Here is an 18,143-nt window from a genome sequence, read left to right as displayed (position 1 = left end):
TTGTTAGGTTTTTGATTGATTAAAGGCTAAGTGATACACCCAGGTTCCATACACGTGGACGTGGATAGGAGAAGAAATCCAGGTTTTGTGAGAACGCATTGTTAGCACCATAACCAGAATTGAATGTATCTACTTCCGGATCATAACCTGTGTACTTGGTAATCAGGAATAAATTCTGAACGTTCGCATATATACGCAGACGGTTAATCTTCATTCTTTTATTGAAAAGATCAGGCATTGTGTATCCCAGTGTAAAGTTCTGGCCACGGATGTATGAGCCATCTTCTACCCACCATGTATCGAAATGGGAATCCTGGGTAAATTTATAACTACGCACCTGAGCAATCATGGTGTTCTGATGTTCAGGAGTCCATGCATCCAGTACTGTTCTTAAACTGTTGGCCAGTGTCTGCCTGTCTTCTGTAGAGTGCTTGAAAGTAGCAGCGGTATTTACACCCTGTACAATACGGATATCGAATGAGAAGTCCCATCCTTTGTATTCAAGGGTACTGCTGATGGTGCCGGTCCATTTAGGATAAGCACGACCTATAATACTGTAGTAGTTACTTCCATCTGCATTATACCTGTATTTTCTGTCGCCTGGTTTTAAACTGTGCTGTGCAGCCAGTGCAGCTTCATCAGTGCTATAAGTACCGAGGCGGGTCATACCATAAAAAGAACCGATAGACTCACCTACACGTAATACATTCGTTTGTCCGAGGAAGTTAGGGCCAGGGAAGATATCTGCATTACCATTATTGAGCTTCAGTATCTTGTTTTTGTTGGTAGTGAAAATGAAGTTGGTAGACCATTTCCAATTATTAGTCTGTACATTGACAGTATTCAGATTTACCTCTATACCGGTATTTCTGACAGAACCAACGTTTTCGTATACATTGGCATTACGCATACCGGCAGACCATGGAATAGGCGCCTGTAATAATAAGTCCTTAGTAGTACGTCTGTAATAATCAAGGTTCATATTGATACGGTCTTTAAAAAGACTGAACTCCAGTCCTGCATCTGCCTGTAATGAACGCTCCCATTTAAGATTAGGGTTACCGATATAACTTGGTAACAGACTTGACTGACTAGAACCTCCTAAAACGGTTGTACTTGGCTGGATCTGAGCGATAGACTGGTACTGACCAATTTCCTGGTTACCGGAAACACCATAGCTGGCACGGAGTTTCAGGTTGCTGATCCATTTGGTATCTTTCATGAAGTTTTCCTGGGAAATACGCCATGCAGCACCCGCAGACGGGAAGAATGCATATTTGTTATTCGCCCCGAATTTGGAAGAACCATCATATCTGCCTGTAGCAGTGAACAGATATTTTTCATTGATGTTATAGGTAACACGCGCAAAATAAGAGTTCATCGCCCATCTGTAACCAATGGACCCTGTGTTGGAACGTACAGAACCCGCATTCAGATATTGCCACTGGAAGAAGTCATCCAGGAAGTTCTGCGTTTCAGCCAGTACAACTTCCTGTCTGTATTCCTGGAAGGATACCCCCAGTAAAGCAGTCAGGCGCTGACGTGGATTTACCTGTTTGTTCCAGGTAAGATAGTTTTCAGACTGCCAGTAAGTATTGGTAGCGCTGGATACACGTCCAATACCACCCTGATCCTGTGACAGGTGAGGCAGGTCACTGGCAGAATAGAAATTATTCTTTGAGGAACTCAGGTTATAACCGAGATCCGTTTTAAAGTCGAGGTCTTTGGCAATGTGAAACAACAGGTATATATCTCCCATTGTCTGCTGGATATTAGTGATAGTATCCCTGCTTTTGGCGATATGCACGGGGTTTGGACCACCTTCCAGTCCTGCAATATCGTTATTACCAGCCCAGCTGCCGTCCGGATATTTAACCGGCACAATAGGTACTTCTTCAGACACCATGCGGGGCACGTTCAGAGAACCGTTACCATCAGACACTACATTCTGTTTGCTTTGAATGAGTGAGAAATTACCACCAACGGTTAACCATTTGCGTACATCGTTATCAACGGTAATCCTGGCAGAATATCTTCTAAAACCTGATTCTATCATCAGACCGTTCTGGTCCAGGTAACCCAGGGAAAGGCTGTACAACGATTTATCTGATCCACCCTGGAAGTTCAGGTAATGGCTGGTAGATACAGCAGGTTTGTACACTTCTTTTTCCCAGTTGGTATTATAAAGCGGTTTGTCATTTACATCAAACAGCTTTGGCAAACTGGCATGATTTAATTCAATGGGAGGAGCCCAGGTACCACCATTCGGGTCGAACTTGGTAGCATTTGCAAAAGCCAGGTTATAGACTTTCACAAACTCATCTGAATTCAGTGTTTTCAAATGTCTGGCCAAGGTACTCACGTTCACATTACCTTCGTAAGTGATACGGGACTCGCCACGAACACCACGTTTGGTAGTGATCATGATCACACCATTTGCACCTCTTGCACCGTAGATAGCCGTAGAAGAGGCATCTTTCAGTACTTCGATGGAAGCAATATCATTTGGGTTGATGGCATTACCATCAGCGCCGATTACTCCATCTATTACATACAGCGGATCGATGTTAGAGTTGATGGAACCGATACCACGTACACGCACTTTAGCCACCTGACCGGGAGTACTACTGTTGACATTTACGTCAACACCGGCAACTTTGCCCTGCAATGCCTGTGAGATATTCGGTACAGGTTTATCCATCAGCTGTTCTCCTTTCAAGGTAGTAACAGAACCGGTGAGATCGGATTTTCTTACGGCGCCATAACCGATTACCACCATCTCACTTAAGTTCCCTACTTTTTGTTCTAAAGAGATCCTGATGTTTGTCTGAGAGCCTACAGTTACTTCCTGCGGGGCATAACCTGTATAAGAAAATACGAGTACAGATTTTGCATCAGGCACCTGTAATGTAAAACTTCCGTCTACATTCGTGACGGTACCACTGGTGGTACCTTTGATGACAATATTAACACTGGGTAATGGTGATGCATCTTTTGCATCGGTGACCCGGCCTGTAATTCTCAGCTGGGCCATTGCATTCATAGAGAATAGAATGCATGCAAGGACATAAATAAAGTTCCTTTTCATAACGAATCTTTTAGATGTTGGGAATTGTATTTCTAAAAATCTTATTTATTATGGGCTGCCCACTGCCTTAGTAGCGTGATGGCATCAAACAGCACTCCTGCTTCTCCTCTGAAATCTCCGGATCCTTTGGGTTCTCCTGTTTGTACATCGTACCATTCATAGAATCCTTTGTGTTCTATTGCACGGTCAATGATCGGGTTTAATTCATTCCAGGCTTCCTTGGTAAATCCTTTTAGCAACAAGGCCTGAATCATTCTTCCACCGAACCATGTCCAGTCACCCCCGTTCTGGTAAACGTATGGTTTCATGTTTGGAAACTCTGTGGCAGGATAAGGCGGGTACACCGTTATCCCAATGGTAGCATGTTTTTCTTTAGACGCTGCCAGTACCATTTGCTGGTTAATAGCAGCAATTTCTGCGGGTGTATGGAAACCCGCCAGTATTGCACAGGCAGTACCTCCTGTATATAAAATCTCTTTCTCGTTGAATGTTTTAGAAAATGGGCTACCGTTCAGATAAATATGTGGAATGTATTTTTGAGACGCAGCCATCCATAGATGTTTACGTACGTTTTTCTTTACTCCTTCTGCTACCTGTTGCCAGTTTTTTGATGTTTTGTAATTATTGGGTTTGATATGCAGGAAGTCATTTATCGCAATCACAAACATCGCGTTATCATAGATATCAACAGACCATTTTGTTTTATCATTGATAGCTACTCCCCAGCCTGTTTCTGGCTGTACATCCCCCCAGTCGATGGTAGTGGCTCCTGTCACTAATCCATACTGAGCAGACCATCTTTCTTTAAGTATATAAGTCAATGCATCTTCTATCCGTTGTAATACGATCTTATCTCCTATTTTTTCTCTGAGTATAGAGGTATCACCGGTAACATCAATGTATTTTCTTACCGCCTGTACTAAAGATGATTCCTGGTCTGTTTCTACCGTATTTTTATGTGCGGCCCATCCTGGTGCCAGTGCTGCATACCGGTACTTATACCCTACTGTTGCTTTTTTGCTGTCAATCACGCCATCAACGATATCTCCTGTATTGCCCTGCATTTTGAAGAACAACAGCAACATCTCTTTTACTCTTTCCGGCGATTGTACCTGTAAAGAGCCTTTTATGAATGTGTTAAAATCCCTGATCCACACTTCTCCATATGAAGTGCCTGCAGCAAAGCCTGTCAGCAGACGCAACGCACGTGATTGGATAGTGTCCAAGCGACTATCAGTCAGAATAGTATCTGCAAGCTTTGATTGTGAATATGCCTTTTCAATAAAAATACCGGGTAACCAACAGCTTACAATAACGGGAACTATAGCAATGTTTCTCATGGGTTTCTCAAATAACTATGTACAAACATATAAACAACATGTTAGTAAAGCAAGGATTATTTTAAAATTTTAACATTTTGGACAAGTTTAATCATTTATCTTTAATTACCAGCTGCTTATAAATATGTAAATAATATTCATCTGTCATTTAGTAACGCCGATTGATCATACATACTTACAAATAAATTGTATTTTTAGGTATTTTTTACTTTTTTACGCCCATGAATTTTAGTATTGATCATAAGAATCCCTTGCCACTGCATTTACAGGCCGAAAACCTCTTACGCACGATCATCAAGGATCCCCAGTATGCTGAGGGCAAATTCTTACCGAACGAAGTGCAGTTAGCAAAACAGTTAGCCATCTCCAGGTCTACCTTACGCCAGGCATTAAATAAGCTGGTATATGAAGGTCTGTTGATCAGAAAGAAAGGGATCGGTACTAAAGTAGCAGAACCTGCCATCAGTTCAAAGTCCAAGAACTGGCTGAGTTTTACACAGGAAATGACGGCCAGGGGTATCAGCATCAAAAACTATGAACTGCATGTTACCTGGACTACCCCCGATGAAACTGTTGCCAATTTCTTTGATATCAGTATGACGAAAAAAATACTGAAACTGGAAAGACTAAGGGGCAAAGTGGAAGGACCATTCGTTTATTTCATCTCTTATTTTCACCCAAGAGTAGGTTTAACCGGTGATGAGGATTTTAAACGCCCGCTGTATGATATTTTAGAGACAGATCATATGGTTACAGCCACTCTTTCCAAAGAGGAAATCAGTGCGAAGGCTGCAGATAAATTCATAGCGGCTAAACTGGAAGTAGAACCGGGGACACCATTACTGGTAAGAAAACGTTTTGTATATGACCAGGGTGAACGCCCTATCGAATATAATATAGGATATTACAGGTCTGATAGTTTTGTATATACGGTAGAGAGCAGAAGGGAGTAATGGGGGAAACAGACAATGAATAAAAACTTACTACCCCTGTAAGTGTGGCGGAAGGAGAATCTGCTGACTTAATTCATCAGCTATAGGAGGCATCTTTTTAGTTTCCAGATTAATAATACCAGACCATATTGGCAGTGTTTTATCTTCTTCGTCATCTATAGGCATCCCAGTACGGACTTTAGCAGATGCTTCGTCCAGCTTAAATGCCAATACCGTTGTCTTTTTTACTTCATTTTCTTTAACAGGCCGCACATAATCCCAGCTACCGGGAACCACTTTCTCCGTGAGCCATTTGAACATGGCTTTCTTTAACTCCGGGTCTTCAATCTTCTCCCCTTCAGCAAATATTACCACAGAACGGTAATTCATTGAATAATGGAAGGCTGATTTAGCCACTACCAATGCATCTGCCAGGGTAACAGCAATACATACCGGTATCCCCTTTTCCAGTTCACGCATAAAATGACTGCCTACTGATCCATGGATGTAGATCTTGTCCTCATAACGCACAAAGGCAGTAGGGATCGTAAATGGCTTATTATCGGCGGAATAGCTTACTGTGCAAAAGAAGGCTTCATCCAGGATAGGATAAATAGTGTCTGCATCAAAATGGGCGCGTTTGGCTAAACGGCTGGGAATTAAGTTTGCCATGTGTTTGTTTTTTACAAAGTTGTACCTTTATTGGATGGATGTAATCGTCCAGTTTTAACAAAACGAGTAGTCCAGTTTACTATGCAAGCACTGACCACCCTTCTTTCAATAGATAAGACAGTCCGTCAACCGGTATACCTGCAGATCTCCAATCAGTTAATGGAACTGGTTAAAAAAGGGACTTTACAGGCAGGGCATAAACTGCTGAGTACAAGAGAGCTGGCGGAACAGCTGAATATCCACCGGAAAACGGTGGTACAGGCTTATGATGAGCTGCTGGCACAGGGCTGGCTGGAAAGTCATGCAGGCAGTGGCACATTTGTGGCTACGCACCTGCCGGAGATCAAACCACAGCAGTTTATGAAAGAAAGCGTAAACCCCGCTAAAACGGCTGGTTTTACGTTTAAAGAGGCCCCACATCTGAACAGGGAAGTGATAAAATCAAAGTACACCTATCACCTGGATGATGGTTTTCCTGATGCCAGGCTGGCGCCATTGGAAGACCTTTCAAGGGCCTATCGCAGCCAGTTGCTGACAGGCAATGCTTATTCCCGACTAGGTTATGGTGATACACAGGGATCTGCCTGGCTGAGGCAGGAACTCTCTGTTTATCTGAATGAGACCCGGGGATTAAAGATTACACCTGAGAACATCCTGATTATAAGAGGTACAGTAATGGGTGCCTATTTAATTAGTACCAGTTTCCTGGAACGGGGAGATAATGTGGTAGTGACGGAACTCAGCTGGACAGGCGGTGGTAATATGAACTTTTTGCAGGCAGGCGCGAATATTATCAGGATAAAAGCGGATGAGTATGGAATGGATGTGGATCACCTGGAACAGGTATGTCAGCAACAGACTATACGAATGGTATATGTAACTTCCCATCACCATTACCCCACTACCGTAGCGTTGCGTGCAGACAGGCGTATACAGTTATTACGTCTTTCAGAGAAATATGGTTTTATCATTTTTGAGGATGATTATGACTATGATTTCCATTACCTGAGCAAACCGCTATTGCCGTTGGCAAGTGCTGACCAGTCGGGCATGGTACTATACTGCGGATCTTTTACAAAAACGATCTCTCCGGCTTTTCGTGTAGGCTACCTGGTAGGGTCAGAGAATGTAATCCAGCATCTTGCCAAACTGCGCAGGATTATAGACCGGCAGGGAGATAACATGCTGGAGAACGCCATGGCAGAACTATTGCAGAGTGGTGTTATTCAGAAACACCTGCGCAAGTCTTTGCGTGTGTACAGGGACAGACGGGATGTGTTTTGTAATCTGCTGAAAGAACGATTATCAGATTATGTACAGTTCCAGGTACCAGATGGAGGTATGGCCGTATGGACTAAATTCGATCCGTCAATAGACCTTGTTACATTGGCACAAAAGTCTTTGCAGAAAGACCTTTATTTCTCTGATAACTTATGGCATAAAAATGCAGCACTGCAGGTAAACGCTACGCGCCTGGGCTTTGCATCCAGTACACCGGAAGAATTGGCACAATGTGTTGATATACTGTCAGGATTGCTGAAGCACTGATAAAAAGCTAACAATATGGTAACATCTGGCAAACACTTAGCTGATCAATTCGCTTTAATTTCGCATTTCTTAAAAAACCAGTTCACGGGTTTGTTAATGTATACCGGCTTATTTCAATAAAACATGCCTTCTTGAAAATAGTTTTACCCATTCTGTTACTGGTTGTTACCTGTATGGCCCAGCTGTCGTTTTACCCGTCTTTTAGCAAAGCTGAAGAATTAGCGGCAACCTATGCAAATGATTTCAGAAAAACCACTATTGAACTGGAAGAAATAGCCAGTGCCTATAAATTTAATCAGGTATCACAGGATACACTCAGGGCCATGCTTGTAAGAACAAGAAATGCCTACAAAAAGATAGAGTTTCTGCTGGCTTATTATTACCCGGAATATGTAGACGAACATATTAACGGAGCGCCGGTATTACATATAAAGCGTAATGATTCACGCGCCGTAGTGATAGAGCCACAAGGCTTACAGGTACTGGATGAGCTGATTAATTCCTCCTCACCAGATAAGATAAAGATTGCAACACTGGCACAACAACTTAAAACAAATTACGGCGTATTACTTACAGGTTTCAGTACAAGAAAATTTAACACACAGGAATGGTGCTCAGCTATACGTTTACAGCTTGTGCGCATCTTTTCATTAGGTTTAACAGGGTTTGATACTCCAGGTTCATTAAACGCTATGGAAGAAGCTGCCCGTTCCTTATCAGGAATCAGGGAGATTACAGTAACTTTTTTACAGGAAGATGAAACAGTCCAATTACTGGACAGCGCCATCACTTATTTGCAACAGCCTGTTTCTTTCAATGATTTTGACCGCTTTGTTTTCCTCCAAAAATATATCAACCCATTATATACTCATTACTACGTATATGCTGATAATAATACCGGATGGAACAGTGCCAGTAAGAACATCTTCTCCGAAGATTTCTTAAATCCCTACTACTATACAGAGTTAAGAAAAGAAGAAGATAATAAAACATTGCGGTCCCTGGGAAGGAAGCTCTTTTATGATCCAATGCTAAGCAGTAACAACAAACTAAGTTGTGCTTCCTGTCACAATCCCCGTATGGCCTTTACTGATGGCCAGGATAAATCAGCCAGTATCGTAAAAGACCATCCGGTATTAAGGAATGCCCCGACCCTGTTGAATGCGGTGTATGCAGACCGGTACTTCTATGACCTGCGGGCATTCAGCCTTGAACAACAGGCAGAACATGTCATTTTCAATCAGCAGGAGTTTAATACCGCGTATGAGGAGATCCTTAAAAAGTTATCGGATAACCCCCAATACAAACAACAATTCAAAGAATGTTTTGGAAGAGGTGCGATTACCAGGAATCAGTTTTCGAAAGCATTATCTTCTTATGTACTGTCGTTAAGATCTTTCAACAGTACGTTCGACAAATATGTGAGAGGGGAATCTGATACGACGGATATAACTGTTATAAAAGGGTTTAATCTCTTCATGGGGAAGGCTAATTGTGGCACCTGTCATTTTGCACCTACATTCTCCGGTCTGGTGCCTCCATTATACATAGAAAGTGAAAGTGAGACTCTGGGTGTATTACAGGATCCTGATCATTCTACAGTTGATACTGACAATGGCAGGCTGGATAATCAATTATATAGTGAAATGGCATGGATCAATGAAAAATCATTTAAGACCACTACCGTAAGAAATGCGGCATTAACGGCCCCCTACTTTCACAACGGAGCCTATAAAACACTGGAACAGGTGATCGATTTTTATGATCATGGTGGTGCAGGAGGAAAGGGAATACACATTAAGAACCAGACCCTGTCAACAGATTCATTACATCTTTCAGCTACAGAGAAACATGCACTGATCGCTTTTATCGGGGCCCTCAGTGATACATCTATACTAGTACAATGAAGCGGATAATAGCAGCCCTCTGCCTGGCAATACCTTTGTTGCTGATACAATCTTCCTTCCGGAATAAGAATCCGGAAGAAGAGATCCGTGCAGTTATTCTGAAAAGGGCATCCCTTTTAACAATACAGATCGACACATTAAATGAAACGGCTAAAAGTTATGCAGCAGGTAAAGTAACGCTGACTATACTACGAAATGCATTAAGCAAAACAAGGCAAACTTATAAAGGAGTAGAATATATAGTAAGCTATTATTATCCTGAACATGAGAAAGAATATCTGAATGGTCCGCCTTTGTATCATCAGAATCCCTATCCCCATAGCACATCTGCAGCTGACTATGCGAACAGCCTTCCATTGGACTATCTTGATAAAGATCACTACAGAAATGCGCCAGAGGTAATTGCACCCAATGGTTTACAGGCATTGGATGAACTTGTCTTTTCTGATGATGTAGATGCACAGAAAGTAATATCACTGAGTACTACACTGAGAACAAAGTGGGGTATAATATCGGCTGCTTTATCCAAAAGAAAATATTTTGAATCTTTCGAAATAATGGAAGCGAGCCGCATAGAGCTGATCCGTTCTTTCACCCTGGGCATTACAGGTTTTGATACACCAGGTTCATTGAATGCGTTACCCGAAGCAAAGGAAACAATGGCTGCCTTGCAGGAAGTAACAACGCCATTGATAAAAGATTCAGCTGTACAGAAAATCTTCAGTAACAGTATTCGTTATCTGTCTAAAAACAATCAGTTCGACACATTCGACCGGCTAACCTTCCTTACCACTTTTATCAATCCACTGTATAAAACTTTAGGTGAAACACATCAGCGGCTGAAACTTAAAACCACTGCCCAGCTTAGTGGCAAAATAGCTTCCTGGAATGTTTACAGTAAGAACATTTTTGCAGAAGACTTTCTTGATCCATATTATTATAGTATGCTTAAAAGAGAGAAGGACAGCGATTCATTAAGACTGCTGGGAAAAAAGCTCTTTTATGATACGCGGATCAGTCATACAGAAAGGATGAGCTGTGCTACCTGTCATCAGCCGGAGCGTGCATTTACGGATGGCCTGGCGAAGTCTTTTGAGCGAAATGCGCCTTCACTGATTAATACCATTTTTGCCGATAGGTATTTCTATGATTTACGAGCCTTTGACCTGGAAGACCAGGCTAATCATGTAATCAAAAACCACCTGGAATTTGACACAGACTACCCGGAGCTGTTACAGAAAATCAATGCAGATACAGCTTATACAAAAGCATTTAAAAAGATCTTTCACAACGAACAGGTAACCCGTACACAATTTTCTGCTGCATTATCTTCTTATGTATTATCGCTAAGATCTTTTGATAGCCCGTTTGATCAGTATGTAAGAGGAGAAAGACGTAGTCTACCCAAACAGGTAAAGGATGGGTTCAATCTTTTTATGGGAAAGGCTGCCTGCGGCACCTGTCATTATGCGCCCACATTCAGCGGGTTGATCCCCCCACTCTATCATGAATCAGAAAGTGAAGTATTGGGCTTAACAGCAGATGATGATATTGGCCGTGCGGGTAATAAAGTGTTTAATGAAGATGTTGACATTTACAGGCATTCTTTTAAAACCATGAGTGTGAGGAATGTTTTGGTTACTGCCCCCTATTTTCACAATGGCGCCTATGCTACTATTGAGAAGGTCATCGATTTTTATGATCAGGGAGGGCAACATTTACCCAATCAAACCCTGTCACCCGATTCACTGCATCTGACAAAACCAGAGAAAGCTGCACTGATTGCCTTTCTTCAGTCTTTAACAGATTCATCTGCTATCCGGAAATTTTCGAACTAAATAAATATCAAATTCAACCTATATGCGCAAAAAAGAGTTATGGATGCTGCTACTCGCAATGGCAGGATTCTTTATGACTGCAAAAAGTCAGTCTTTACCCGGAGACTCTCTTGTATTTGGTCCTATGTTTAGCCCGGTTTATAATGATTCCGTCAGGATATGGGTACTTACAAAAGACAACACAGGCTCTGGCGACAAATTGTCTATACTATTTTCCAGTGACGATTATCATGTCACTTTTTCTGGTACAGTAGTTAATTCTGATGACCGCCTGGGTTATCACCTTCGGTCTTACGTATACAAGATCTACAAGGGTACAAGGTTTACAGCAGAGATCTATAAAAACAATATTGCTACAGGACGTAAATCGTTTGTTTGGAATTCACCTACCGGTGTAACAGATTTCGAGTTCCTGGCAGGGGGATGCGGACGCATTTATGATACCACCCGTTGTATAGACCGACCTGAATCACAGACTCACGTAAATGGTGATCCTGCTATATTCAACAAAATGGCAGGCGAAGGAAGTGAACTAATGGTATGGCTGGGAGATGCCACCTATCTGCTGGGTTTACAACATGCCAACGGTCAGTGTCCTAACGGTGTGGACGACTGGGCCAATAAAGACATGGCTTTTGCCCGTTACTTCTTCTACCGTCAGTTTCATGATTCATTACTCAGGGCCATGCCACAGCTGGCGATTACAGATAACCATGACCTGGGGCCTAATGAATATGATAAAACGATGCCCACCCTCGCAGATACAAAAAAGATTTTTATGGACTGGTGGCCCAATCCGCATTATAACAGCACCAGCGAAGGGCAGGGATTATTTTCTTCCTACAAATTACTGGATGTAGAATATTTCCTTTTAGATAATCGTAGTTACCGCGATGGTATCCAGCAACAACTGGGGCCGGAACAACTCGAATGGTTAAAGCAGGGATTATTACATTCTACAGCTACCTTCAAAATCCTCATTTCAGGAACACCTGCTTTTGATAAACACTGGGGCGGACGGAATTTCTCCGTTACAGCACAGGGAGATGAACTGGTTAAGTTTATAAAAGACAATAACATTGATGGCGTACTTTGCTTAAGCGCGGATATTCATGAACAGGAATTGTACGGTCGTTACAATGATCTGAAGTATCCATTGTTCGACTTACTATCAGGCAACCTCAACTCTGATGTAGGTACTGGTCAGTTTACAGTTGACTATACCCGTGAAGTTATATTAAGTGGTATAAAACAAACTTATTTAAGGATCCTGGCACATGGAAAAGAGCATAACAGGCGTTTGAAAATAGATTATGTTGGTTTAAATGGTGAAGCTTATTTTACTACATACATCCATGAGCAGATGCTGAAAAGTATAGACGACAGCAGTAAAAACTTATGGTTTACTTTTGATGGGAATGCAAACGCTAATGGTGAAGCTGTAGATTCTACGATAAATCCATGGTTAGGCCAGTTTATCGGAATTACTTACGGAGATGACAGACTTGGAAATAAAGAAATGGCCGGTGTTTTCGTAAAAGGATCTCAGATTGATGCATTCCATGTAACTGGCTTCGATCTTAATGACCGTACATTCTCCTTTGCCTGCTGGGTAAATCCTTCAGAGTTAAGCGATACGGGTTCCGCTATATTCTCAAATGGTAAATTCACGATGGGATTTGATAAGGAAGGTCATCCTTACTATATCAATCATACTACCAATATAAGGTATGCTTCAACGGCGAAGATTTTCATTAACAAGTGGACACATCTTACCTGGAAACTGGACAACGTCAGACACCGTCTATGGATTTACTATAACGGTGCAGAAGTTGGAAACTGGACCAACGTAATGCCACCGGAAGCCATTTCAGGACCACTGTTGATAGGTAATAACTTTGAGAAAAAACAGTTCATAGGATCATTAGATGAAATAAACATATACAGTAAACTGATTGCAGACACTACACTACAACAGCTTACCGGAAACACGAATAACCATGGGAATGCATTGCAGCTGTCTACTGCGTCCAAAATGTTCATTCCTTCTAATCTTGTCAATACAGCGCTTAGCAAAGATTTCACTATCGAATTCTGGGGAAAACTGAATGCTGATCCCGGTAGTAATTTCAAGATTCTTGCCAGCAATGCACGCGTGAATAATTTAACAACAGGGCTCTCTTTTGAGTATCCCGATAATAATAAACTGAATGTAGTAGCAGGTACCAATGGCAGTGGATGGAATTCTATCTCAGATAAAGGGGACATATGGAATATAGGAGAATGGAACCATGTAGCAGTAACGGCTAAACAAAATGGTAGTCTCATCTATTACGTGAACGGAGAGAAAGTAGCTGAAACCACTTTTGCATCCTATGTACCTAATACTACAGGTATGGGATTTGGGTATAGCCCTGCTTACGGAGGTAATTTAGCCGCAGAGATGGATGAACTGAGAATCTGGAATGTAGCCTTACCACAGGATAGCATAAAGAAGCATATGCATTATCCGCTTTCCGGAAAAGAAAGTGGCTTACAACTGTATTATAATTTTGGCGCACATACAGATACAAGTTTTATGAGCATCGGTGCCATGACCGATACTATTAAATTCAACGGAGGGGCACTGATAGCTGGTACTGCTCCGGTAGCTGACATTACACCTTTGTATAAAGATACAGTAAGAGCAAACTGGAGCCGTTCTAACATAGCCAATACGGGACTTAGTTTTCCTGATAAGATCAGTGCCTATAACAGCAATATTATAACAGGTAAAAATATTGACACCTCATTTGGCAAAAAGAATGATTTGTTTTATCTGAAAGGCGGATGGGAAATAAATCCTTTAAATACTTCCTTTGCTAATATTAAGATCAATCTTCCACAGGCTTTACCAAAGTATGATTCTATTATAAAAAAAGCCGGTCTGTATTATCTGTTGAGTACGGATTCTGTAGAGGTTGTTAGTCAGGGTGTATCCGATGGCACCAATGTTACCTTCAGTAATGTGTTCCTTGAAAAAGGTATCTATCGCCTGGGTTGGAAGGCTGATACTACAGCTGTTCTTGGCGCTACTTTCCAGGTAAGTGCAGGCAGTGATGATGCTGAACAGGATATTACAGCGGGAACTATGTACATCACCAGTTCTGATCTTGAATTTACAAAAGACGGGACCAGCGATCAGTTACTGGGCGTACGGTTCGCAGGTGTAACCATTCCACAGGGAGCAACTATCAGCAGCGCTTATTTACAGTTTACTGTGGATGAGGTAAATACTTCCGGAGATGTAAATGTATTGATGGGTGTGGAGAATGTAGATAATCCGCTTACCATGAGTACATTCGATTACGATATTTATCACCGTATCATGTATTATGGTGATACTATTATCTGGAAACCGGGCCCTTTCACTACTGTGGGAGAAGCAGGTGTTAACCAGCGTACACCGGATGTTTCCGGCTTATTGCAGACTATTGTAAACAGGCCTAACTGGACACCGGGTAATGCGATGTTGTTTACAATGATCGATCCTGCGGCCGCGAAGATCCCCGGATATACTGCCAATACTGCAAAACGTGTGGCACAGGCTTATGAGAATAATCCTGCCAATGCAGCACGTCTTGTTGTTACTTATACCATCCCTCATAAATATTACAATGGAAAGTTCCCGGTTGCAGCAAAATCTTCCTGGAAATATAATGATAAGGGAATTGATTTAAAGGATAGCAGCTGGACCGCCATCAATTACAATGACAGCGCCTGGGCCTTTGGTGATGCGATTTTGGGTTATGGAGATAATAATCAATCTACCACACTTGATTATGGCGGCAATGCTGCGAATAAACGTCCTACCTATTACCTGCGTCATATCTTCAAAGTAGATGATCATACACAATATGATTCACTGTTGTTTGATGTACTGAGAGATGATGGCGCTATCGTTTATGTAAACGGTACTGAAGCATTCCGTACAAATATGCCTGCAGGAGCTGTTGCTTATAATACCTATGCTTCTTCTACCATAAATGATGCAGACGAGACTACTTATTACAGAACAAAGACGGCCAACCTGCTGAAAGATGGTATTAATGTAATCGCTGTGGAATTGCATCAGGCTTCTGCCAGCAGTTCCGATCTGAGCTTTGATATGTCTGTTGGATACGAGTTACCACCCTTAGGCCCTGCTACTTTTCCATTAGCGAAAGGTTCCGCCTGGAATTATCTGGATACGGGTGTAAGTCTGGATACCGTTGCCTGGAAAGACACAACTTACAATGACACTTCCTGGCCTGACGGGAAGGGTCCTTTAGGTTATGGTGATCCTATGACCACTACTATTTCTTATGGCCCTGATAACGCTAATAAGATCATTACCGATTACTTCCGCAGGGCTATTATGATAGATACTGCTATATTAACTGACTTTGTGGAAATTGGTTTACGCAGGGATGATGGCGCTATCGTTTACATTAATGGTAATGAAGTGATCCGTGATAACATGCCGACGGGTCTGATAGATTATAAGACAATCTCTGTTAATACAATTGATGGTGCTGCTGAAAGTACTTATTATACTTTCAGGGTTCCTAAATCTGCTTTCAGGCAGGGTAAGAACCAGATAGCTGTAGAGATCCATAACCGTAACGGACAAAGTTCTGACCTTGGTTTTGATCTTTACATAAAGGATGCTCCGATATTAAATCCACCGGCTGACTGTAGCGGAAGACATATCTCCTGCTTTACTTCTATAGTACCTACCGCTCCTACGGATAAATTCTTATTCCCTGAAGAGCATCGTTTCCAGATGATCTTTAAACAGGGAGATAATTATACAGTGGGTGGTACTGTTCCGGGTAATGCTGACTTCACCGCTTACCTGCCTGTTAATGGTAGCAGTACACGTGGTCATCTTTCTGTGAACCATGAGAACACACCTGGTGGTGTTTCCATGTTGGATATTCATTATAATGATTCTTCCCGTTTATGGGCCGTGGATACTTCTCAGCCGGTAGACTTATACAACAACAATCTGATTACCACCACCCGTAACTGTTCTGGCGGTATTACCCCATGGGGTACTGTCATCACCTGCGAGGAATCTCTGAATAGCGGAGATCTGAACGGAGATGGTTATGAGGATGTGGGTTGGGCAGTGGAGATCGATCCTGTTACTTCAAAAGTCATAGATCATGATAACGATGGTAAACAGGATAAGTTGTGGGCTTTAGGCCGCATTAATCACGAGAACGTAGTTGTTTCTTCTGACCGCAAAACAGTGTATTACGGAGAAGATGGTGGTACACATTGCATGTATAAATTTGTGGCAGATATACCAGGCAATCTGAGTGCAGGAACGGTGTATGTATTAAGCCTGGACCAGCCACTGGTAAATGATGAACCACCCGTAAGCACGGCGAAGTGGATACAGGTACCGAATACTACCAAAAGTGACCGTAACAATATGAGTAATATAGCGGCATCTTTAGGTGGTACTAATTTTAATGGTATTGAAGATTGTGATATCAGTCCGGTTGATGGTAAAATATACTTTGCTTCTAAAGGTAAAGGACGTGTATATCGCTTTAGTGATAAAGGAGAAACTGCTGATAACTTTGAAACATTTGTAGGTGGTATGTCTTATGACATTTACACTAAACAGGGTGTTTATACGGAAGCATGGGGCGGTGGTAATGATAACCTGGCCTTTGATGATAAGGGGAATATGTGGGTATGCCAGGATGGGGATAACAACTATATTTGGGTTGTTCGTCCGGACCATTCACAAAGCCAGCCAAAGGTGGAACTGTTTGGCTCTACGCCTGCCGGTGGAGAGCCTACAGGATTGACCTTCTCTCCTGATTATCGATTTGGATTTATCTCTATTCAGCATCCGAATGGTTCTAATGCGGCACAGCCGGATGCTACCACCAATAATGTGAAATTTGATAATTCTGCTACGATTGTATTTGCACTGCATGAGAACCTGGGTAACCAGCCACCGGTAGCAGGGTTTAAAGCAGATACGATGGTACTGATTGCCGGCAATAGTGTAATATTTACAGATACCAGTAAATACTATCCTACTAACAGACACTGGCTGTTTGAAGGTGGCTCTCCTGCTACTTCGTCCAATGCAACAGAAAGGGTTACTTATGACAGTATTGGCTTCTATACGGCTACTTTGCAGGTATCTAACTCTGCTGGTGCAGATACGGCGGTTTACCCTCAGTATATAGAGGTAATAGCACCTGCTCCCTTTGTAGATTTCAAAGCTTCTCAGGTAGAAATATTTAAAGGCAGCTCCATCACATTTACTGACCTCAGTACCAATCATCCTTTAAGCCGCAACTGGACATTTACAGGTGGTACCCCGGCGGTAGCGGTTGATTCTATACCGGTAATAGCGTACAATACGTCTGGTGTGTATGATGTAACCTTATCTGCTTCTAACAGAGCCGGGACGAATACAACTACTAAAAAGCAGTACATACTGGTGAAGGATACGATTGTTACTGTACCGGATGTACCTTCCAAAAATGTCAGGATCTATCCAAACCCTACTGACGGGCAGGTTACAATAGAGTTTAAATTAGAGGAAGGTGAGCATGTGTCTCTTGAATTGTTTGATTTGCTGGGCAAAAAACTGGCACAGATGGGGAATTATAAAGCAACCGGAATGCTGCAAAAGCTGCATTTCAATATAGCTCCATATGTGAAGCATAGTCAGGCATTGTTGATTGTAATACGTACAGCGCATCAGACGACTAAACGTTTGTTGTTCTATTCAAGATAATTGTTTGCAGGGACTCCATATGGAG

Annotated in this window: 8 protein-coding genes; 5 read left to right on the top strand and 3 right to left on the bottom strand. The window is 42.1% G+C overall.

Annotation, left to right across the window (positions count from 1 at the left end; all coding sequences use genetic code 11):
- Positions 1–19: 19 nt before the first annotated feature.
- Together BMW86_RS25350 and BMW86_RS25345 are read right to left on the bottom strand one after the other, a co-directional pair.
- Positions 20–3,088, bottom strand: a complete 3,069-nt coding sequence (locus BMW86_RS25350; RefSeq protein ID WP_089785274.1) for a SusC/RagA family TonB-linked outer membrane protein — start codon at positions 3,086–3,088, stop codon at positions 20–22.
- 41 nt (positions 3,089–3,129) lie between these two features.
- Entirely contained in the window at positions 3,130–4,428 is a 1,299-nt protein-coding gene (locus BMW86_RS25345; RefSeq protein ID WP_177189386.1) for a glucosidase family protein, read from the bottom strand.
- A 221-nt stretch (positions 4,429–4,649) separates the two neighbouring features.
- On the opposite strand from BMW86_RS25345, the gene BMW86_RS25340 reads away from it, so the two are divergent.
- Positions 4,650–5,381: a GntR family transcriptional regulator gene (locus BMW86_RS25340; protein WP_089785272.1), complete on the top strand. Its 732-nt coding sequence runs from the start codon at positions 4,650–4,652 to the stop codon at positions 5,379–5,381.
- Positions 5,382–5,411: 30 nt separating this feature from the next.
- Here the strand turns inward: BMW86_RS25340 and BMW86_RS25335 are convergent, their stop codons facing one another.
- Entirely contained in the window at positions 5,412–6,032 is a 621-nt protein-coding gene (locus tag BMW86_RS25335) for a pyridoxamine 5'-phosphate oxidase family protein (RefSeq protein WP_089785270.1), read from the bottom strand.
- Positions 6,033–6,113: 81 nt separating this feature from the next.
- Between BMW86_RS25335 and BMW86_RS25330 the strand changes: the two genes are divergently transcribed.
- From BMW86_RS25330 to BMW86_RS25315, 4 genes are all read left to right on the top strand, one after another.
- On the top strand, positions 6,114–7,580 hold the full coding sequence (locus tag BMW86_RS25330; protein ID WP_089785268.1) for a MocR-like pyridoxine biosynthesis transcription factor PdxR: 1,467 nt from the start codon (positions 6,114–6,116) through the stop codon (positions 7,578–7,580).
- 131 nt (positions 7,581–7,711) lie between these two features.
- Complete coding sequence (locus BMW86_RS25325) at positions 7,712–9,487, top strand: cytochrome-c peroxidase (RefSeq protein WP_143056689.1); 1,776 nt, start codon at positions 7,712–7,714, stop codon at positions 9,485–9,487.
- Positions 9,484–11,325, top strand: a complete 1,842-nt coding sequence (locus BMW86_RS25320; protein WP_089785263.1) for a cytochrome-c peroxidase — start codon at positions 9,484–9,486, stop codon at positions 11,323–11,325. The genes BMW86_RS25325 and BMW86_RS25320 overlap by 4 nt, the downstream gene beginning before the upstream one ends.
- A 22-nt stretch (positions 11,326–11,347) precedes the next feature.
- Positions 11,348–18,118, top strand: a complete 6,771-nt coding sequence (locus BMW86_RS25315) for an alkaline phosphatase PhoX (RefSeq protein ID WP_089785261.1) — start codon at positions 11,348–11,350, stop codon at positions 18,116–18,118.
- Positions 18,119–18,143: the final 25 nt, after the last annotated feature.

Source organism: Chitinophaga sp. YR573, assembly GCF_900110995.1.
GTDB lineage: Bacteria > Bacteroidota > Bacteroidia > Chitinophagales > Chitinophagaceae > Chitinophaga.
This window is presented reverse-complemented; position numbering and strand designations above follow the sequence as displayed.

Bases quoted from the DNA above. Each gene is read 5' to 3' on its own strand.
- BMW86_RS25350 (WP_089785274.1), bottom strand. From the start codon at position 3,088: ATGAAAAGGAACTTTATTTATGTCCTTGCATGCATTCTATTCTCTATG.
- BMW86_RS25345 (WP_177189386.1), bottom strand. From the start codon at position 4,428: ATGAGAAACATTGCTATAGTTCCCGTTATTGTAAGCTGTTGGTTACCC.
- BMW86_RS25340 (WP_089785272.1), top strand. From the start codon at position 4,650: ATGAATTTTAGTATTGATCATAAGAATCCCTTGCCACTGCATTTACAG.
- BMW86_RS25335 (WP_089785270.1), bottom strand. From the start codon at position 6,032: ATGGCAAACTTAATTCCCAGCCGTTTAGCCAAACGCGCCCATTTTGAT.
- BMW86_RS25330 (WP_089785268.1), top strand. From the start codon at position 6,114: ATGCAAGCACTGACCACCCTTCTTTCAATAGATAAGACAGTCCGTCAA.
- BMW86_RS25320 (WP_089785263.1), top strand. From the start codon at position 9,484: ATGAAGCGGATAATAGCAGCCCTCTGCCTGGCAATACCTTTGTTGCTG.
- BMW86_RS25315 (WP_089785261.1), top strand. From the start codon at position 11,348: ATGCGCAAAAAAGAGTTATGGATGCTGCTACTCGCAATGGCAGGATTC.